This window comes from Acidobacteriota bacterium (assembly GCA_038040445.1).
Lineage (GTDB): Bacteria > Acidobacteriota > Blastocatellia > UBA7656 > UBA7656 > Onstottus_A > Onstottus_A frigus.
The window spans coordinates 336,998-357,244 of the sequence record JBBPIG010000002.1 but is presented as its reverse complement, the minus strand read 5'-3'; the positions used below and the strand labels follow the sequence as shown (position 1 = coordinate 357,244).

Genomic DNA, 20,247 nt, shown 5'->3' with positions numbered 1-20,247 from the left:
TGCGTCGCCGCGCTGAATACTGGTGGCAAAACCTCACCGCCGAGGCGCAGAGGACGCCGAGATCGCGCAGAGAGTTGAAACTAGGACACTACGCCTTCTTCACTCAATTTGCGCATCACGACGTCGTTCAACTCTGATCGATATCTCAGACCTGTTGAGCCGCTTGCAAGCAACGCGTCTCTGATGCCGCCGTTCAGCTCATCGACCGTCGCATAGCGCGCCTCGGCAATCTCGCGGGTGTCGATCGGCTGAAGCTCGCCTCCGATCTGACTTGCCGTAAGAACGTGAGTGGTCCAGTCGATTAACCCACCATCGTGAGAAAACCTCACCCGCGCTCTCACGATGTACTTTTCGAGTGAGACTACCAGACCGGTCTCCTCGTGTGCCTCGCGCAGCGCTCCTTCTTCAAACCGCTCGCCCGGCTCAATTCCTCCCGACGGAGCGCGGTATGCGCCTGGCGGATACATCGGCTTTTTTATGACGGCAATGCGGCCATCCTTTATTATGAACAGAGTCACATCGTGAGCCCGGCCGTGCTTTTGGCTGCCGCGCACGATCTCGAACTCGCGTTCGTTCATTTCGTACGCGAGGGAAAGCTCCTCCGGCTGTCCATATTTCTTTTCCAGCTCGACAATGATTTCAGAGGAGACGTACATTGGGTATTGGTTGAGTTTCTAATGGCCTGTAACATGCGCTTCACTAGTGCAGTATCCGCGCAAATCGGTCGAATCAGTGTCATCCGTGGTCTATACACCGATGGGAATGCGATTGTTACACGAACTCATAGACCACCGATCACACCGATTTGACGGATTCGCACCGATTTCGTACCCATTTGATCGCTACCGAAAGGCTGTTGCAAGTCACTAGTATTACCTCATTTCATTTCGAGGCGGGCGACTTCACATTCTTGTCGAAGAAATCCATCACGGCCGGGAACGACGAAGCCACCACGCTTAGGTGGTCGCCATCAGGAACCTCCACGTAGCTAACCTTCAGGCCCGCTTTCTCAGCGGCCGCCGCCATGGTGCGCGAAAGCTGCGCGGGCGCTATCCCGTCTTGCGCTCCATGAACTATAATCGCCGGCAAGCTTTTCATCTTTTCCAAGAGCGCAGTCAATGCATCGCCCTGCACCGGCGGCCCGCCTGAGACGGCGGCGACCGCGGCGAACTTGTCAGGCTTGCTCGACGCAACAAGCCAGACCCCAAATCCACCCATCGAGTGGCCGGTCAGGTATATTCGCGAAGGATCGATCTTGTAATCGCGACTCACGGCGTTGATGACTTCAAACACGTCTTCCTGGCTGGGACCGCTGTACGCGGGAAACCGGCTTCTTCCATTCACGCCTGCCAGAATGTAGCCGCGCCGTTCAGCTTCGCTTTTCATGACGGCCGGATCAAAGAGCCCGCTGAAGTAATAGCGCTCGTCGCCAAGGGCCCCGTGTAGCATCACGACCAGCGGCTTCGGACTCGCGGCGTCGTAGCTCTTCGGAACATAAACGCGATAAGGCACCAGCTTGTTGTCGGAAGCTTGATAGGCGCGCTCGACTTCACCGCGCTCCGAGGCAAAGGGGTCCCGTCCCTTCGCAAGCGCCGAAAGTTCCGACTCGATGCGATCGATTTCCTGATTCGGATTGATATCGACCTCGCCTCTGGTCCCGTTCAACTGTGCAAGCCGCTGAAGCTGAAACTCGGGCGTGGCAACCAGGGCCGCAATCGCTTTCACCTTCGAGTCAGATGAACTCTTGATGCCCGAGATCGCTTTCGACATCTGAGAGATGCTGTCGTTGAAGTCGCTGATCGCGTAAATCTGCCGCTTGAGTTCGGCGATCTTCTGACCTCCTGCTTCGACTAGCGCGACCACCTGGTAAACGCCATCCGGCAGCAACAGACGGCGAGCCGAGTTGCTGCTGGTTTCCGCGATGCTCAGCCGTTCGGCAATGAGCAGCCGCTGTGACAGAGCCGGCGCCGCCGGTGCTTCGGCGGGCTTTGAAGCAGCTTCGCCGGAGACGATGACGAACGTTACCGTTGCCGCGGATGCAAGAGCTTTGTCGATGCTCGCCGGGAACATTCGAGTGAGCGACACCTGCAGCGTTTGATTCGGCTCGACGACCAGACGATCGGTTTCCAGCGTGAGCGAAGCGATAAACTTCTGACGCTCGTCCCACTTCTTACCGGCGAGAAGCGCTTGAGCTTCGGCTATCGCTTCGAGGATGCCGGGAATGTTGCCGCGCTTAAAAGCTTCCTCGCCTCGCTTGCGAATCGGTTCAACGCCAGAGAGGCTCGCCCCGGCGCGGCGTTTCTCGGTGTACAGCCGATTGAACTCTTCGTAGCGCGAAAACAGTTCCGACAAGAAGGGAATCTGCTGCGCAACCGCGCTTAGCTGACCGGTCGCGGTGATCGCGAGAAAGAGAAACGAAATGAGAGTTTGTTTCATCGGTGAGCCATCCTCACAGATTGATTTCCGACGCAGTGTAGCACAAACGCAAATGGTTCAGGGTTCGGAGTTCAGGGTTCGGAGTTCAGGGTTCGGAGTTCAGGGTTCAGAGTTCTGGGTTCAGAGTTCCGGGTTCAGAGTTCCGGGTTCAGAGTTCAGGCTTTAGCCTGGTAGTACCCTCCTCCTGCGACGCACAACCAGGCTAGAGCCTGAACTCTGAACCCTGAACTCCGAACCCTGAACCCTGAACTCTGAACCTTTTGCTCTTTGCTCTTTGCCTTTGCTATATTCCACGCACAACGAATTCAAATCCGGTTTCGAGGAGCCCACAAATGAGTGCTACCGAACGCGCCTCCTTCATGAACGACCCGAATCTGAAAGTCCTGATCGACGTTGCGCCGCTGCAGGCGCGTGTGCGCGAGATGGGCCAGCAGATCACCCGCGACTACACAGGCAAGAACCTTCATCTTGTAGGCGTGCTCAAGGGCGCATGTGTGTTTCTGTCAGACTTAATGCGGTCAATTGATTTGCCGCTGTCCGTCGATTTCATCGGCATATCCAGCTACGGGGCGTCGACCAAATCGTCGGGCGAGGTGAGAATCACGAAGGACCTCGACGTGAGCCTCTTAGGCAAGGACGTGCTGGTGGTCGAAGACATAATCGACACCGGATTGACCTTGAACTACATGGCGAACATCTTCCGCTCGCGCGAAGTGAGCTCACTGGCGATCGCGGCATTGTTGGACAAACCGGAGCGTCACGAGATTGCGATCGATGCGAAATACATCGGCTTCACGATCCCGAATCATTTTGTGGTCGGGTATGGCTTGGATGTAGGCGAGATATACCGAAACCTTCCCTTCATCGCCGTTCCCGAGGTGCCCGAAAACCTGATAAGAAAGTAACCGCCAGCCTTTCAGAAGTCGCAACGCTGCCAATCAGTTTCCAGAGGGATGAAAAAAACCATCGCGGCGAAAGCAAAATCTATTGGGCTCGCGGCGGTTGCGCTCAGCTTGATAGTCTTTTGTGCTCCGACACTGTTCTGCCAGGTGTCGGTTTCCGCCGAACCGCCCGATATTGTCCTCGAGCAACCCGACGATGTCGATTCGCGCCCTCTGAAACTCACACCGCATCGAGTCGTGTTAAGGATCATCTGCCCGAGCTCATAGACGCTGCGGTTAAGGGAGAGCAGATTGTCATAACAAAAGACGACCAGACTCGCGTCAGACTCGTGCCGCTTCAAAACGCTAAGCCTCGCCCGCAGTTCGGTAGCGGCAAAGGCCTGATCACAATGGCTGATGATTTTGACGAGCCGCTAAAGGACTTTGAAGAATACTCCTGACGAGAATCTTGCTCGATACACACGCCTTCCTGTGGTTCTGCGTTGGTGACAGAGTTCCTGGCGATCTCATCGGGTGCCGCCTTCGCATGAGCCTGGACCTTCTTTTGTCTGATTCTGGATCGAGGGCGACAACAACGCATCGAAGTTTGGTAGGCAAGTAGTATAATCTGCCGTGTCGCAGCTAGAACGGGAGGATATAATGACCGCATACAAGAAGTACGTCACGATCAAAGACCCGAAGAGCCTCGTCCTTACCGATCTGCCATTCAAGCAAGGTCAGGTGGTCGAGGTCGTCGTGATTGCTCAAGACAACGGCGAATTGGAAGAGCGAGTTCGCGGTTTGCAGGCGTTGCTCAAAGAGACTCAGGCCCTGCCGCAAGCGAAGGCGATAAGCGAGGATGAAATCGCTGCTGAAATAGAGGCTTACCGGGCTGGGCGATGAAGGTCATTATCGATACCAACGTGCTGGTCTCGGCTGCCTTGAAAAACAAAGACCCCGAGGCTGTGATTGTCTTCGTCACCGCCCAGCCAGACATCGAATGGATAGTCTCTCCACAACGATCATTTCGGTCTCGTTGTTCAAGAAGCTAGTCTGCGATGCTGCCCCCTGAGGCGAGCTTACTTAGGAGAAGTGCCGGCGCACCTAGCGAGTTGATAGCCCAGAGGTTGCCGACCTTGCGTTGATCGTTGCGCTGGACGGCGAACTTCTCGACCATATCTACGCTGTCGGCCATCTCGCCCAGCAGAGGTCATTCCGATGTTTTTGGCGTCACTATCCGTTGATGAGCCGTCTCGCAATCTCTTCGAGAACAGCTTCCGCTTTTCCTTCGATCTCTTCCTTCGTCTGATCCTGAATTGGGTGCGCGACGTAGACCGCATCAAGGTCTGATCTGCCGAGCGCGCTGGCTTGCGCGCGAGCAGCGGTCACGAACTCGGTGGTTGCCACAGGCACCGACGGGATTCCAAGGCTCTCGAGCTTTGTCGAATCGTGCAAACTGCACGTTGTGCACGAGCCTCAATCGGCGAGCGCCTCGATCACCGCGTCGCATTTCGCGTCGAGGAATTTTGCGATCACCGCGTCAGGCGCCGGCTTGGTGAAGGTAGGCTTCATAGCTCGAACGATCTCGGCGACGCCGTAACGCTGCTTCAACAACCGCTCGAGGTGATCGAGGAAGACGCTGCCGCCGGGCTTGCTTATGTCGAGCAGCCCGATCGTTTTGCCGCTCAGGCTACTGAGCCGTGCTGCCGGCTTCGAAAACACGCGCGGGGTTTCGTCGAGCGGGTTCACAAGGGTTGTTGGCATTTCACCTCCATCAGAAACAATCGACCACGGATTAGACGGATCAGACAGATTTGGCACGGATCTGTGTAGATCGGTCAAATCCGTCTGATCCGCGGTCTATACCGCAATTGGGTACGTAACCATCTGACTTCCTCTTGGGCCGGCTGCCCAACTGCCGATCACCGCCGAAAACTTGCCGGCGGTTCCCCCGGCGACCACGAGCTTGATTGCCGCGCGGTCGGGAAACTTCAAGTAGCAGGGCTCGCCGTCGATCACTGCCTGCCTGTAGAGCTTCACATACTGAGTCCCTTCGCCTGCGCCGTGTTGATAGTCTCGAATCGGAATGCCGGTGTTCTCAAATAGGAACTCGCGCACGGCTTGCTTGGTGAAGCCGTCGCGATGAAGCGTCTTCACGTGCTCGGGGCAAAGCACTACCAGCGCCTCGACGCCCGCGCATACCCGATATGACCACACCGTCGCAAGCGCGCGGCTGATTGCCTTCAAGATCTGTTTTCCCTCACGCGCCATATGTTCGCTTACACCGTGCGGCGGTTCAGCGGCGAACAGGGTCACGGTGCTCTGCTCGCGCCTGAAACCCATTTCGACGTGCAAAGGCAACCACGGATTCTCTTCTTCGTTTTCGGCGATGCAGTAGGAGAACTTGCCCGGGTTTCCGAGCGTGGACATATCGATCTCGCCGGGTCGCGCGCCTCCCAGATTGGTCAATACCAACTGCAGCGCGCGGCCCAGCGTGCTGTTCGCGCGAGCGACGTTGCTGAAGACGTTGCTTGCACAAGCGAAGCCCAGCTCGCCGCGAATCGGCCCGTTGACTATCACGAGCGGCGCGGCGAAATGAGTGGTCGCCTGCACACCGTGAATGTTGAAGCGCTCATCGCACACGGCTCGCACCAGCGGAATCAATACGCGCATCATCTCTGGCTTGCAACCTGCCATCACTGCGTTGGCGGCGATCTTTTCCACGGTTGCCGCTCCGTAGTTGGGCGGAATCAGCCCGATAACTTCATCTGGCGACGGCGAGGCGGCTGCGAGCATGCGCTCGACTCGATCGACGGTCGGCGGAATCACCGGCAGCGGATCGCCAAACGCCATGCAGTACTCGAAAGGGTCGATCGAGTCGTCCAGCTCGATGCGCGTAGCGCGCGCGGCTCGCTTGATGTAAGGGTTCGCTGCGGCTGCGAGGTCCCCTTCGGAGCCAGCTTCAAGATGCCGGGACGTGCATCCGAACTTGGTATCGGGCGCGCCGTCGAAGGGCTCGGCTATTGTGAGTGGTTCGCCGGCCATCGCCGTCGCGATTTCATTCAAGGCGCGCTTATCAAAGCCGCTTAGAGTTTGAAGGATGTGGCCGTCGCTGCCGATGAGGAAGAGTGTTGGCACCGCCACCGGGTCATAAATCTTACTGACGTTGAGGCCGTGATCAAGCGCGACCGGAAATTCTATCGGAGCTTGCTCGACCAACTCTCGCGTCGGGTGCTCACCGTCTTGAGATATGCCGAGAATGTCCGATGCCTCGCCAAGCTCGCGCGAGAGGCGATTGAGATAAGGAATCGTCAACCGGCAGGTCGGGCAATCCGTCTCGAAAAACACAACGAGGCGCGGCTTCGATTGACGGCCACTCTCAAACTCAGACGCTTTTCCATCCAGCCGTGTGAGAGAGAAGCTCGGAGCCTGTTGACCGGTTTCAAGCATAGCGTCGATCCACACTCAACCTGGGCCGATGGTCACGCCGCCGTCGATCACAATCACCTGGCCCGTCGTCCAATTGCCGGCGCGCGATGCAAGAAAAACCGCGGCTCCGGCGATGTCATCAGGCTCGCCGATGCGGCGCAGCGGAGTAGCCGCTTCAGCCTTGGCCAACAACTCCGGATTCTCCCACAGCGCGCGAGCGAAGTCGGTGCGGACAAGTCCCGGCGCGATGCAGTTGACCCGGACGTTTTGCGGCCCCCATTCGACAGCCAGGTTTCGCGCTAACTGAAAATCGGCGGCCTTCGAAATGGCATAGATACCGAGATGGTGCGAGCCTCTGAGCCCACCGATGCTCGAAACGACGATCACGCTGCCATCTTTTCTCCCGGCCATCTCCGGAATCACCAGGTTGCAGAGCCAGACGTTGCTGCGGACGTTTGAGTCAATGACCTTGGTGAACGCATCATCGCTCAAGCCGGACATCGGGCCGTAGTAGGGATTGACGGCTGCGTTGCACACCAGCACGTCGATCTTGCCGTAACGCTTCCTGGTTTCAGAGACGAGATGCTCGACGTCCTCTCGCTTGCCGATGTGGCAGGGGATGGCCGTTGCGTCGAGAGCTTCAGCCTTGATGGCGTTGGCGACTTCTTCGCAATTGTCGGCCTTCCGGCTCGAGATGACGACGTTGGCGCCGGCGCGCGCCAACGCCTCGGCGATCGCTCGTCCGATGCCCTTTGTTGAACCGGTGACAATTGCCACTTTGCCGGTTAGATCGAATAGGGGGTTTGACATTTGTTTCCTGGGATCAGGGAGTTTCGCGGAAGTTTAAATGGTGCCCCCGGCGCGACTCCAACGCGCGACCTTCCGCTTAGGAGGCGGACGCTCTATGCAGCTGAGCTACGGGAGCACATCGGTCCTAAACTAACAGATACTCTTTTCGCCTGTCTAGATATGCCGCGGATCAACTAGTCGTCGTACCTGAGCAACGACGCAATCTTGTAGCCTGGAAAGCGGTCGCGCCCCTTCAAGAAGTTCAGCTCGACAACGAACGCGAGCCCTGCCACGACTCCGCCGAGTCTTTCGACCAGGTCAACGACCGCGCGCGCCGTGCCCCCGGTAGCCAGCAGGTCGTCGGCGATTATGACGCGATGCCCTTCGCCGATCGCGTCCTTGTGAATCTCGAGTGTGTCGGTGCCATATTCCAGGTCGTAGGTTATCGACTCGATAGCGGCCGGCAACTTGCGCGGCTTGCGCACCGGTACGAACCCGGCTTTCAAACGATAGGCGAGGGCCGGCGCGAAGATAAATCCACGAGCCTCCATGCCTATCACCGTGTCGATGTTTGGATCATCTATGCACTCGACCAGGCGATCGATGGTGGTTCGAAGACCGTAAGCATTTTTCAGCAGCGTGGTGATGTCGTAAAACTTGATCCCCGGTTTCGGAAAATCAGGAACGGTTCTGATCATCTCTTTGAGATTGTCCACTAATGTCTCCTCGTTTATTCATCAAGATACAACATCGAATCCCGTGTAGCGCCCGGTCGGCTGCGTCCGTGTCTCGTCGACCTGAGTGACGTGACCGTAGGACGGTCCCTGTTCAAGCGCCGCGCGGAACTCGGCGATCGCCTCGGCCGGGCCTTCCGCGATTGCCTCGACGGTTCCATCTGCGAGGTTTCGAACGGCGCCGTCGACACCCGCTTGTCGAGCAGCTCGAATCGCGAAATACCGGAAGCCAACCCCCTGAACTCGTCCTCTGACTATGAATCGCCGAGCTACGGTCATACGCAAGCCTCGCAAGCTTCCGCGGAATCGATTTGGATCTGCCTTAGCTCACGAGTCTCGTCCCAGGAGTTTGTAGCCGAAGAAGTCCGCGATAGCCTTGCCGCTCGAAAAAGACGATTTGGTTTTGCCGATCGTCTTCGCGTTTCTTATATCATCCGTCCAGTCGTGTTGTCACCCGAAGCCGAGGTTAGGGGCGGGCAAACGGGCTGTGAGTCTTCTGGAAACTGACTACCGCTCTTTCGGACGGATCAGGGAACAAAGAACACACGGGGCTGATGGGACATCGGTTTTCAACGCGAGTGCCGGGCGGCGCTTCCCTTTGGCGGCAAGAATCACCTTGACAGAGCAATCCGGCTTTGAAATGATCGGGGCCGCCAAGTATCAGAACTGTGCAGAACGTCACATCGCGCCGGATTTTCGGCGTGATGTCCCGATCGGAATTGGTTTCCGTTAACGTCACAACCGCCTAGGAGGAACGACAATGAAAAACCAGAAGACAGTGCGTTTTTTCACCTATCTAGTGTTTGCTATGTGCGCCAGCGTTGCGGCCCTGGGTCAATCCTCAAGAGTTGATTCCGTTGCGGCTGTTGCTGCTGACCGAACGGAAGTGAGATGGCAGCCGCAGGTTGAATACGGCCGCATCGTCCTGACCGTGTCGGCGCCCAGCGGCGAAGTATTCAGGAAGGAGTTCGAGGCAGACGCTATTCCTTCGTTTAAGCTCACCGATGACAAAGGCTTCAACCTGCCCGACGGTTCCTACTCCTACGAATTGCGCGTGATCCCGAACCTGAGCCGCGAAGTGAGGAAGGCTCTGGCGGCTTCAAGGGAGAAGGGCAACACCGCGGAGGTCATTCAAGAGTTGCAAAAGAGCGGCAAATTGCCGGCCAGCGTCCCGGTTCAATCTGGCTCCTTTTTAATAGAGAAAGGCGCGGTTCTTACGGGATCTCCTGAAGATGGCGAGGAACCGCGAGAGCCGAAGCAGAACTCAAGTGGAGCCGCCAACGAGGTTCAGAGCAAGAAGAAGGGTAGCGGCACCGTCGTAATACAGGATGTGGTGACTCCGGACGATGTGATCATCCAGGGCAGCGCCTGCATTGGGCTGGATTGCGTCAACAATGAAAACTTCGGCTTCGACACGATCAGGCTGAAAGAGAACAACACGCGGATCCAGTTCGACGACACGAGTGGCGCCGGCTTCCCAACTAACAACTGGCAGATAAGGGCGAACAGTTCAGCGGCGGGTGGCGCAAGTTTCTTGGGGTTCGTAGACCAGGGCGCTGCCGGCAATTCGGAGGCTGGGACCATTGTGTTTGAAGTCGACGCGGGTGCGCCGGCCAACTCGCTTAAGGTGAGTAGCACCGGCCGAGTAGGGCTGCGCACTGCGACTCCGGTGTTGGATCTGCACATCGCTACAGGCGACACGCCGGCACACCGGCTGGAGCAGACCGCCGCGAGCGGATTCACGGCCCAGACCTGGGACATTGCCGGCAATGAAGCCAACTTCTTTGTGCGCGATGTCACCGGCGGCAGCCGGCTGCCCTTCAGAATCCGTCCCGGAGCGCCAACGAGCAGCATCGATATATCAGCCAGCGGCAACGTTGGGGTCGGGACGGCATCGCCGGCCGATAAACTTGACGTCGTGGGGCCAGTTCGAGCTTCGGGAGCGAACGGCGGGTTTCTAGCAGCGCCCCGGGACGGCAGCGGAGCGAACCAAATCTGGTATAACCCCACCGGAGACGACATGCGTTTGTTCAACACCGTGAACGGTGACGTCGTAACCGTTCAGAACGCCGGCAACGTCGGTATCGGGACGACGACTCCGGCCGGAAAGCTGGATGTGAACGGCACAATTTTCCAGCGAGGCATTCAGCTTTTCGCAGACTATGTCTTCGAGCCGACCTACAACCTCGAATCCATCGAAGAGCACGCCGACTTCATGTGGACAAACAAACACCTGCCCGCCGTGGGCGGCAGGAAGGTTGATGAGCACGGTCGAGAGGTCGTCGAGATCGGCGCGCGAATGCGTGGGATGCTGGAAGAGATCGAAAAAGCCCACATCTACATCACGACGCTCAGCGATAGGATCACCCAGAAGAACGCGGAGATGGTGAAGCTCGAGCGACAGAACGCAGAACTTGCCGAGCGACTGGCTCGCGTCGAGGCTATGCTCTCTACTTCGAAGGGCGAAAAGAAGTAGTCCGGAGCGTTAGAATGAAAATCAAAGGGGCGAGGGCCAACCTCGCCCCTCTTTCATTGGGCGTGGAGTCGTTCACGCCGATTCGCACCCGGCCAGGACACCGCGAGTGCCAACGCCCTGGTCTTCAGCTTCCCTCAAAAGAAAAAGCGAGAGCCGAATTCTGCTCTCGCTAATTCACTTGAAGCAATGGTCGGGGCGATTGGATTTGAACCAACGACCTCTCGGTCCCGAACCGAGCGCTCTACCAGGCTGAGCCACGCCCCGTAATGACGAAGCTGTATGATAGCCGCGCGCTTGCGGGCTTGTCAAAGCAGCGATCAACCAATTCAAGCTCGCAGTGGCGAATTCATTCGCTTGATCGAGACGAAACGAATAGATTCGTTACTACGAGAGCGAGTCCTTGGCGACTGCCTGTCCTTCAGTCAACATCTCAATAAACTTGCGAGCGGCCGCGCTGAGTATCTTCCCTTTGCGATGGATGATCCCAATCGGCCGCGCGAAACTCTCCGTAAAATTCACGGCGCGCAACGTGCCGGCTCGCACTTCGTTTTGAATCGTAGCTCGCGGGACGATGGTCACCCCCAGGTCGGCTTCGACCGATTGCTTGACGGTCTCGATGTTGTCGAGTTCCATCACATACTGCACACTGACGCCGCGGTCTCGCAGAATTTTGTCGACCGCTTTACGGGTTGGAATGTCACGCTCGAACCCGATGAACCGCTGCCCATCAAGACTGGCGATATCGAGTCGTTTTTTTGCTGCAAGCTCGTGTTCGGGGCTGCACACCAGAACAAGCGGATCATTTCCAAACGGTATTATTTCGATCTGAGGCCGAGGCGTCGGATAAGCCACGATCCCAATGTCGATCACGTGATTGATGACATCGTCGTACACCTTGTTGGGGCGGCTGTACTCGATGTGAACGTTGACTTGCGGAAACGACTTGATGAAGCGCTTAAGCACGGGCGACAGCTCGTGAATGCCCACGGAATAGATCGTCGCAACCCGCACCTGGCCGCTGACGATGTTGCCCAACCCTTTCATCTCCTCGGTGAGGCTATTAAAGCGATCCATGATTTCGCGACAACCCTGATAAAACGTCATTCCTGCGTCGGTCGGCACCAGGCTGCCCCCGCGGCTTCGCTCTACCAGCCTGCGGTTGAATTTCTCTTCTAAGGCGCGGATCTGCTGACTCACCGCTGATTGCGAGATGAAGTTTTTGGTCGCCGCCTTCGAGAAGCTCCGCGTGTCAATGAGATCGCAAAAGACTTTCAGAGACTCGATGTGCATTACCCCACCTTATTAGCTGAGCCTTTCTGCTGAGACTCTCTTATACCATAACTCGGTCAGCGCTCTTAACCCACGCCAGGCTTGCTCTCGACGGAACTGTTTGAAAGAGTAGAGACATGCGTCGGCGGTTCAGAGTGTGCTAAACGACGGCAGACTCTTGGAAGAAAACAGCCGATTCATCCGTCTAACGGGTTAAGGTTGCACGGAACGTTCATTGACGTGAGGGACAACTATGGAAGGCTTCTGGCAAGACTTGCGTTACGCGGCTCGGCTCCTTACCAAGTCTCCTGGCGTCACCGCGACCGCGATCATCGCTCTCGCGCTTGGCATCGGAGCCAACACCGCCATGTTCAGCTTGGTCAATGGGGTTTTGCTCCGTCCTTTGCCCGGCGTCCAGGGACCCGATCAACTCGTCACGCTCGAGCGCACGCAAAACGGAAAGGTGCAATACAGCTTTGGCTATCCGGACTACGTGGACTACCGCGACCACAACAGCTCTTTTGCCGGGCTGGCGGCGCATTGCGGGACGCCGCTCAGTTTCAACAACGGCGTGGCCGAGCGGCTGAGAGGCGACCTTGTCAGCGGCAACTACTTTTCGGTCCTTGGAGTGACGCCCGCATTAGGACGTCTGATTTCACCCGATGACGATGACCAGCCCGGCGCACACCCGGTAGCCGTGCTGAGCTACGGTCTATGGCGTCGAGCATTCGGCGGCGACCCGGACGTCGAGGGCCGCAGCGTGAAGCTGAACGACACCGAGTTCACGATTGTCGGCGTTGCCGGAAAGAACTTTAGCGGAACAGAAACCGGGGGATCCTACGACGTTTGGATTCCGATCAAGATGCAAGTTCAGGCGATGCCGAGAACGATGGGGCGCCACTGGTTCAACGATCGATCCGCTGGGTGGCTCGGCTTGTTCGGCCGGCTCAAACCAGGGGTCGCGGTGGAACAGGCTCAAGCGGAATTGTCGGCGATCGCTCGCGGGCTCGAGCAGAGTTATCCCGACACCGACGCAGGCAGGAGCGTCTCAGTTCTGGCAGGGGTCGGACTGGATTCCGATGACCGGGTAAGCCTCCGCAACTTTCTGGCGCTCTTGCTTGCGGCAGTGCTGCTGCTGCTACTGATAGCTTGCAGCAACGTCGCGAATCTTCTTCTGCTTCGGGCGACGTCGCGCAAGAGGGAGATTGCCGTGAAGCTGGCTCTGGGAGCCACTCGGGGCCGTCTCGTCCGACAGTTGCTGACCGAAGGCCTGATGCTCTCGTTGATTGCCGGAGCTTTGGGGTTGCTACTGGCTCCGTGGTCCGTCGAGCTGATTCTCGCCTTTCAGCAACCTGCTTACGGGCTGCGCGGCGTCGATATCACCCCAGACGGCCGGGTCCTCGCCTTCACTGCGGCGCTTTCGATATTGACTGCGGTTGTATTTGCTCTCGCGCCGGCGTGGCAAGCCTCAAAGGTTGATCTGGTGACATCGCTCAAGGATGGAGCGCCAAGTTCCGGACACCGCAAGTCGCGTCTGCGAGGGTATCTCGTCGTCGCACAAGTCGCGCTCTCGCTGGTGTTGCTCATTGGCGCGGGTCTCGCCGCGCGAACGATGCGGAAGGCGGTGACGATGGATCGAGGCTTCGACAGCGAGAATATGGCGCTGATGTCGATGGACCTCACAATTCGCGGCTATACTGAATCGCAAGGTAGAACGTTCTACGAAGAACTGATCAAACGGGTCGATGCACTCCCGGGCGTGATTTCCTCCAGCCTCGCGAAGACGGTTCCACCCAATGACTGGAGCGACAGGTTGTCGGTGTTTCACGTCGGTGAGCAGCCGCCTCTAGAGCTATTGCGCGCTCGAGACGATCTCGGCGTGAGAGTGGATGCGAACCGAATCGCGCCGCGCTACTTTCAGACGCTGGGCATCCCGCTCTTACAAGGACGTGAGTTCACCTACCAGGACAGAGTCGGCGCCACACCAGTCGCCATCATAAATGAACAGCTCGCCAGGAAGCTCTGGCCCGAGGAGAGCGCGATTGGAAAGCGGCTCTCAGTGCCGTTTTGGAACGATGCGTCTCGTCTTCCCGTCGAGATCATTGGAGTCGCCCGTGACACCAAGCATCGTTCTCTGCTGGCCGATATGCCTATGCTGCTCTACCTTCCGGAGCTGCAATGTTACGACGGGAGGGCGACGCTTGTGGCGCGCACCAGCGGCGATCCAAACGCGCTTATTCCGGCGATTCGCGGTGAGGTCGATGCGCTCGATAGAGACTTGACGCTGTATGCCGTGAAAACCATGACCCAGCAGATCGAAAGCACTCTGTGGCAGCAACGCACAGCCGCCGGGCTGATAGGCATCTTCGGGTTGTTGGCGCTCGGACTGGCGGCGATTGGCATTTACGGCGTGATCGCGCACTCGGTGGCGCAACGAACTCGCGAGATTGGAATCCGCATGGCGCTTGGAGCCGACGCCGGCATTGTGGTGCGGATGATCTTGAGGCAGGGACTTTTGCTAGCGTTGACTGGAGTGGCTGTGGGACTTGCGGCTGCGTTCGCATTGACCCGGCTCATGTCTTCGTTGCTGTACGGAGTGAGCGCAACCGATCCCGTTACGTTTGCAGTTTCAAGCGCTGCGCTCATAGGAGTGGCTCTGGTAGCCTGCTTAGTGCCAGCCCGCCGGGCTACGAAGATTGATCCGATGATCGCGCTGCGATGTGAATAGGAAACCCGGTAAGAGGAAGCGACGCAAACGCAAAAACTGAGCGGCCCTCTAAACTACTATCGCGCAACGCAGCAGAATACGCGGACAAACAGCACCCCATACAGGCCGGCCGGGGCTGAGGGTCCGCACCGATAGTCCAGAGAGAATTTGGATGATTGAGGGAGTTCTGGCGTCTGCCGTCATAGGGGGAAACCACGACCACCCCGCAGTCACAAATGGCGACGGTTTTACCGAGCGTTACCATGGTATTATCCCCGACGCTGCGCAATGTAATAAATGCCTTTGCGCTCTGGTCCAGAGTGAAGGGCTGAAGCAGGCCTGTGAATCAGAGCACCACCGTTGCCACAATAAGATTGAGGGAGGATAGGCGCTTATGTGGGCACTCAGGAAACGATTCTGGAACAGGATCGCTATGGCGAAGTTTAGCCGCAACAAACCGGCGGTGATCCCTATTCCGGGCGACGATAAACGCAAATTGAAGCCTGTAAGCCTTGCGAGCCAATTCTCCGGTATCCCCATTCCCAATATTCTGGTCGCCGATCACGTGCCCGCCGATGAGGCCGAAAGGCTTAAGCACGCGTTCTATGAGTTTCAGGTGGCGATGTACGGTGTGCTTTCTCCAATGGAGGACGGACTGCCCCCGATTGACGCCGATCCCCAAAAGGCGATTGATGAGGCGTACTCCAGCGCACACCGAGACTTGTTCCCTGTGCCGGTGTTGCCAGATGAGTATAAGAATCGAGCCGACCTCGGGCACTTAGCGGTTGCAGGTCCCTATGCTTGCTTCGTTGAGAAAGCGCCCGAAGGCGGTTACCAATGGGATTTTCGGAAACTCGAGCGCTACGAGCACCACGAAGGTCTGCGCTCGCTCGGCGTTCGAGTGAGATTCCGCGTCGACGAGCCGGCGCGGCGGCTTGAGGCGGCGCAGATCGAGTGCGAGTTGGGCGCCTGCAAACCGGGCGATGCGAACTGGGAGATGGCCGAGAAGATAGCGCTGTGTGCGGCTACGACGCATGTCTCGTTAGTACGCCACTTCAATTGGGTCCATCTCGCTTCCGGCGCGCCTCTGGCGATGGCGACGCGTAACAGCCTGCCCGCAAATCATCCGGTGAGACGCCTGCTGTGGCCGCACATATTTGGAACGCAGTACAGCAACGAGCTCGTAACGAAAGGCCAGATGGTCAAAGGCGGTGACTTCGAGACGATTTTCAGCTTCACCCACCAGGGTATGTGCAAGCTGTTCGAGGAAACGTACAACGAATATGACATCACCACTCTGGATCCCACGCTAGACGCCCAACGGCGCGGCATCAAGCACGCAGGTTTTGAAACACCAGCCCTGGCCAACCGCCAGGCCCTTTTCGACGTTATGCACGCGCATGCCCTGGCGTACCTGCACCTGTACTATTCCTCTGACCAACAACTACGCGCCGACGCAAGCTTCCAATCATGGATCGACGAACTTCAGCGAATGATACCCGGCGGCGTCCAAAAGCTGCTCGGGAGCCCAATCACGATCGAAAGCGCCGCCCGGTTGATTGCGGCGTTCATCTACCTTGCATCAGTCGAGCATGAGATTCTAGGCACTGGGCTCTGGAATTATCAGGTGTGGACTCACATCCAGCCGGCGCGCGTCTACAAGAACGGTCAGCGCGAGCCGCTCGATGTGTACCAGCGCCTGGTCAACGCCAACTTCAATCTTAACGTGAGCCGCGCTCAGCTTTTGCAGGACTTTTCGTACCTGGCAATTGACGAGCAGGGAGCTGCTGCCTTTCGGACTTTCCTGAGCGAGCTGCGCGGTCTGCAGGCTAAGCTGGAGCAGGAGCCTTTTGCGCACTGGAAGATTTATCCGGAGATCCTCGAGGCCAATATCAACGCTTGATCGGTCAAGCAATGTTTGTAGTTCGGCCTTCAGGCGGAAGTTTGTACGGCATTGCGAGAGAGCCAGCCTACGAACTTCCGCCTGAAGGCCGAACTACGAACATTGTTCGGGTGCAAAGCCTTTCGTTGAAAGCCTCTCTCCTCGTCACTACAATGCTCGAATGAGCGAGAACCCGCCGGGGCGAGCCGTGGGCTACATCGAACTCCTCCGCGGCAATCGCGACTTCCGCAATCTGTTCATCGGCCAGTTGGTCTCGCAAACCGGAGACTGGTTCAACTCAGTCGCGCTGTTTACTCTTCTGCTCAGTCTGACCGGATCAGGCGAAGCGGTCGGCTACATCCTAATCATCAAGCTGCTGCCTTCTTTCTTTGTCGGACCGCTCGCGGGCGTGGTCGCCGATCGATTCAACCGCAAGACGGTGATGATCGTATCCGACATCGTTCGCGGGTTTCTGGTGCTGGGCTTCTTGCTTGTGCAACGTCCCGAGCATGTATGGATCGTTTACGTGCTTGCGGCGATGGAAATAGCTGTGTCCACTTTCTTCGAGCCGGCGAAGTCCGCGGCTATCCCGAATATTGTCTCGAAAGAAGAGCTGATTCCAGCAAATGCGTTATCGGCTGCGTCGTGGTCAGTGACACTGGCCCTCGGCGCAGCGCTGGGCGGAGTGGTGACCGATGCCTTCGGGCGCAACACCGCTTTCATTGTCGATGCTCTTTCGTTCTTCGTGTCCGCCGGATACATCTGGGCGTTGCGCGCGCGCTTAACGGCCGAGAGGCCCGAGCGGGCTCAGCATCTGTCGTTGGCCGACGCGATAGGCGTGACCGACCTCATCGAAGGCGGGCGGTACTTAAAAACGAACCCTCGAGTGATGGCTCTTCTATTGGTAAAGAGCGGCTGGGGTCTGGGCGGCGGGGTGCTGCTGCTGCTGACGATCTATGGCAAGCAGATATTCCCGATTGGCCGCGACGGCGCCGCCTCGATAGGGCTGATGTACGCGGCTCGAGGGCTCGGCGCACTGATCGGGCCGATGATCGCAGGGGTCATCACCAGCGGTGAGCCGCGCACGATGCGAAAGGCGATCTCAATCGCGTTCTTCGTCTCGGCTGCGTTCTATCTTCTGTTCGCGCATTCGCCGGTGATGGCTGTTGCATTGATCTGTGTGCTGGGCGCGCACTCAGGTGGCAGCATTCAATGGGTTTTTTCCACTACGCTTTTGCAGATGACGGTGCCGGACAGATTCCTTGGCCGAGTGTTCGCTCTCGAGATGGCGCTGTTGACTCTAACGATGTCGGTCTCGACTTATGTGACGGGGCTAGGGGTGGACTACCCGGGACTTGGGGCGCGGCGAATGGCGACCGTTCTTGGTTTAGCCTTCGCGGTTCCCGGCATCGGATGGTTGATGCTGCAGAGATGGCTTGATCGAGGCGATGAGAAGGCTCGCGTTCATCCCTCGCTTGAAGTCGAGCCAGGGACGGAGAAATCTTATCCGCCAGTTTGAGGTCGCTCGACTTCGACGGGGCGAGCCGACTCCATTAAATAAATTCTATTTGACTATCCCACCGCTCGGATGATATTCAGTTCGCCAACATGAAAAGCTTTTGAGCCCAACCTGATCCTTCTCGAAGCCTCGCGGCGCGGTCCGAGCGATGGCGGCGAGTGGAACGACGCAACGGTGAACCGCCGTAAGTGCGGCTGAACCTGACGCGTACGTCCATCGTTCTCAATTACTGTTCTCAACCGACAATTGAAGGCTAATGAATGGAAGCGAGAAAACCAGAACTAAATGATGCCGCATCTTCGCACGAGCAGGCGAGAGATGATTCGCGAAATGATTCAGGAGTCAGGGGCTGGGTAAGCTTTCTCCGCGAAGCCGTCGTCGGCTCGCAGCAGGACTTCACCGAAGGCTCGATCGGGCGCGCCATCTTTCTCCTAGCCGTGCCGATGGTGCTCGAGATGATGATGGAGTCGCTGTTCGGCATCATCAACGTCTTCTGGGTCGCCCACCTCGGCGCCGAAGCGACAGCCACCGTGGGAATAACCGAGTCGCTCCTGACGATGGTCTTCGCCGTCGCGATGGGCTTGAGCATGGCTACCACCGCCACCGTCGCGCGTCGCATCGGCGAAAAGGACCATCACGGGGCTTCGGTCGCCGCGGTTCAATCGATCATTCTCGGCATAGTCGTTTCCATTCCGGTCGCGATCATCGCCATCGCTTTCGCGCCGCAAATGTTCAGGTTGATGGGCGCCTCGCAAGGCGTGATGGCGATTGGCACCGGATACGCGCAAGTGATTCTCGGCGGAAACGTCGTGATTATGCTGTTGTTCCTGATCAACGCCGTGTTTCGCGGAGCCGGCGACGCTTCGATCGCGATGCGAGTGCTGTGGATCGCAAACGTGATCAACATCGTTCTCGACCCGTGCTTGATCTTCGGGCTGGGTCCGTTTCCCGAGCTCGGCGTGACCGGCTCAGGCATAGCAACGACGATCGGACGCGGTGTGGGCGTCTTGTTTCAGCTTTGGTATCTGTTCAGCGGAAGAGGGCGGGTCAAGGTTGACTGGCATAGAGCGCGGCTCGATGCTCAGGTAATGCTCAGACTGGTGCGCATCTCGCTGGGAGGAATGTTCCAGTTTCTAGTGGCCACGGCGAGCTGGCTCGGGCTGGTGCGCATAGTAGCGGTGTTCGGTGATGCGGCGCTTGCGGGCTACACGGTGGCTTTGCGAATCATCATCTTCGCGATCTTGCCGTCGTGGGGCATGAGCAACGCGGCTGCGACGCTGGTGGGTCAGAACCTCGGGGCAGGGAAGCCGGAGCGCGCGGAGCGGTCGGTATGGGTGACCGGCTTCGCCAACATGTGCTTTTTGGGATTGGTGGCGATCACGTTCATCGTTTTTGCCGAGCGGCTGATCGGCATATTCACTACCGACCCGGCGGTTGTTCCATACGGCGTGTCCGCGTTGCGATTCATCAGTTACGGTTACGTGTTCTACGCGTACGGAATGGTGATGGTGCAATCGTTCAACGGGGCGGGTGACACGAACACCCCGACGGTTATCAACCTGTTTTGCTACTGGCTGGTCCAGATTCCACTGGCTTACAGCCTGGCAATTCCGTTTGGGTTTGGGGCGAAGGGAGTGTTCGCGGCGATCACAATAGCCGAGTCGTTGCTGGCAGTGGTGGCGATCGTGGTGTTCCGTCGAGGAAAATGGAAAGAGCAGAAGGTGTGAATTACCGACGCCGGAGATTGTTGGTCAATCAGAGGACGATGCCCGAGCAGTTAACCCTGGAAGGGTGTCGGTACAAAGCCACGGGTGAGTCCGCGAACCCGTGGAGTGAGGCGGAAGGGGCAACGATAACCCGCGAAGCGGGTGGGGGAATAAAGCCACGGGTGAGTCCGCGAACCCGTGGATCGGGTCAGGTGGGCAGACAAACCCGCGAAGCGCGTGGCGGCCAACACGCTCATCGCGCCTAACTCCTTTAAGACGGTGTTTCTCAAACATTGCACCGTCGCAACCGCTTCGTTGACCGTCACCCTCTACGCGGGTTCGGGAGCTTTGCTGTCGTACGGCCCACGGGTTCGCGGACTCACCCGTGGCTTTATTCCGGCATCCCTCCGGGATTGAAC

The 20,247-nt window shown here is 57.8% G+C and carries 16 protein-coding genes and 2 tRNA genes; 8 read left to right on the top strand and 10 right to left on the bottom strand.

Annotation, left to right across the window (positions count from 1 at the left end; translation table 11 throughout):
- Nucleotides 1–80: 80 nt before the first annotated feature.
- Both AABO57_03710 and AABO57_03705 read right to left on the bottom strand, forming a co-directional pair.
- The gene (locus tag AABO57_03710; protein ID MEK6284823.1) at nt 81–656 is read right to left on the bottom strand and encodes an NUDIX hydrolase; all 576 of its coding nucleotides are present in this window, start codon (nt 654–656) and stop codon (nt 81–83) included.
- Between the two features lie 226 nt (nt 657–882).
- On the bottom strand, nt 883–2,436 hold the full coding sequence (locus tag AABO57_03705) for an alpha/beta fold hydrolase (protein ID MEK6284822.1): 1,554 nt from the start codon (nt 2,434–2,436) through the stop codon (nt 883–885).
- 359 nt (nt 2,437–2,795) lie between these two features.
- Between AABO57_03705 and hpt the strand changes: the two genes are divergently transcribed.
- From hpt to AABO57_03690, 3 genes are all read left to right on the top strand, one after another.
- Entirely contained in the window at nt 2,796–3,341 is a 546-nt protein-coding gene (gene hpt / locus AABO57_03700) for a hypoxanthine phosphoribosyltransferase (GenBank protein MEK6284821.1), read from the top strand.
- A 48-nt stretch (nt 3,342–3,389) separates the two neighbouring features.
- Nucleotides 3,390–3,605: a hypothetical protein gene (locus AABO57_03695; GenBank protein MEK6284820.1), complete on the top strand. Its 216-nt coding sequence runs from the start codon at nt 3,390–3,392 to the stop codon at nt 3,603–3,605.
- 372 nt (nt 3,606–3,977) lie between these two features.
- Entirely contained in the window at nt 3,978–4,220 is a 243-nt protein-coding gene (locus AABO57_03690; protein ID MEK6284819.1) for a hypothetical protein, read from the top strand.
- A gap of 330 nt (nt 4,221–4,550) precedes the next feature.
- On the opposite strand, the gene AABO57_03685 is transcribed toward AABO57_03690, so the two are convergent.
- The 6 genes from AABO57_03685 to AABO57_03660 all read right to left on the bottom strand — a co-directional run bounded on the left by AABO57_03685 (nt 4,551) and on the right by AABO57_03660 (nt 8,548).
- Nucleotides 4,551–5,081 (bottom strand): UGSC family (seleno)protein, encoded by a 531-nt coding sequence (locus AABO57_03685; protein MEK6284818.1) that lies wholly within the window; start codon nt 5,079–5,081, stop codon nt 4,551–4,553.
- Between the two features lie 96 nt (nt 5,082–5,177).
- Nucleotides 5,178–6,767 (bottom strand): TlpA disulfide reductase family protein, encoded by a 1,590-nt coding sequence (locus AABO57_03680; protein MEK6284817.1) that lies wholly within the window; start codon nt 6,765–6,767, stop codon nt 5,178–5,180.
- A gap of 15 nt (nt 6,768–6,782) precedes the next feature.
- On the bottom strand, nt 6,783–7,556 hold the full coding sequence (locus AABO57_03675; GenBank protein ID MEK6284816.1) for an SDR family oxidoreductase: 774 nt from the start codon (nt 7,554–7,556) through the stop codon (nt 6,783–6,785).
- Nucleotides 7,557–7,594: 38 nt separating this feature from the next.
- Nucleotides 7,595–7,671 (bottom strand) — tRNA-Arg (locus AABO57_03670).
- Between the two features lie 58 nt (nt 7,672–7,729).
- The gene (locus AABO57_03665; GenBank protein ID MEK6284815.1) at nt 7,730–8,251 is read right to left on the bottom strand and encodes an adenine phosphoribosyltransferase; all 522 of its coding nucleotides are present in this window, start codon (nt 8,249–8,251) and stop codon (nt 7,730–7,732) included.
- 21 nt (nt 8,252–8,272) lie between these two features.
- Nucleotides 8,273–8,548, bottom strand: coding sequence for an acylphosphatase (locus AABO57_03660; GenBank protein ID MEK6284814.1), 276 nt, complete (start codon nt 8,546–8,548; stop codon nt 8,273–8,275).
- A 481-nt stretch (nt 8,549–9,029) separates the two neighbouring features.
- Here AABO57_03660 and AABO57_03655 point away from each other — a divergent pair, with 481 nt between their 5' ends.
- Complete coding sequence (locus AABO57_03655) at nt 9,030–10,745, top strand: hypothetical protein (GenBank protein MEK6284813.1); 1,716 nt, start codon at nt 9,030–9,032, stop codon at nt 10,743–10,745.
- A gap of 187 nt (nt 10,746–10,932) precedes the next feature.
- Here AABO57_03655 and AABO57_03650 read toward each other — a convergent pair.
- Both AABO57_03650 and AABO57_03645 read right to left on the bottom strand, forming a co-directional pair.
- A tRNA-Pro gene (locus AABO57_03650) sits at nt 10,933–11,009 on the bottom strand.
- A 120-nt stretch (nt 11,010–11,129) separates the two neighbouring features.
- The gene (locus AABO57_03645; GenBank protein ID MEK6284812.1) at nt 11,130–12,035 is read right to left on the bottom strand and encodes a LysR family transcriptional regulator; all 906 of its coding nucleotides are present in this window, start codon (nt 12,033–12,035) and stop codon (nt 11,130–11,132) included.
- A gap of 232 nt (nt 12,036–12,267) precedes the next feature.
- Between AABO57_03645 and AABO57_03640 the strand changes: the two genes are divergently transcribed.
- From AABO57_03640 to AABO57_03625, 4 genes are all read left to right on the top strand, one after another.
- Nucleotides 12,268–14,742 carry an ABC transporter permease gene (locus tag AABO57_03640; protein ID MEK6284811.1) on the top strand — a complete coding sequence of 825 codons (2,475 nt, stop codon included), beginning with the start codon at nt 12,268–12,270 and terminating at the stop codon, nt 14,740–14,742.
- 412 nt (nt 14,743–15,154) lie between these two features.
- A complete protein-coding gene (locus AABO57_03635; GenBank protein ID MEK6284810.1) occupies nt 15,155–16,624 on the top strand; it encodes a lipoxygenase family protein in 1,470 nt (489 codons plus the stop codon).
- Nucleotides 16,625–16,784: 160 nt separating this feature from the next.
- On the top strand, nt 16,785–18,122 hold the full coding sequence (locus tag AABO57_03630) for an MFS transporter (protein MEK6284809.1): 1,338 nt from the start codon (nt 16,785–16,787) through the stop codon (nt 18,120–18,122).
- 260 nt (nt 18,123–18,382) lie between these two features.
- Nucleotides 18,383–19,849: an MATE family efflux transporter gene (locus AABO57_03625; protein ID MEK6284808.1), complete on the top strand. Its 1,467-nt coding sequence runs from the start codon at nt 18,383–18,385 to the stop codon at nt 19,847–19,849.
- Nucleotides 19,850–20,247 lie beyond the last annotated feature (398 nt).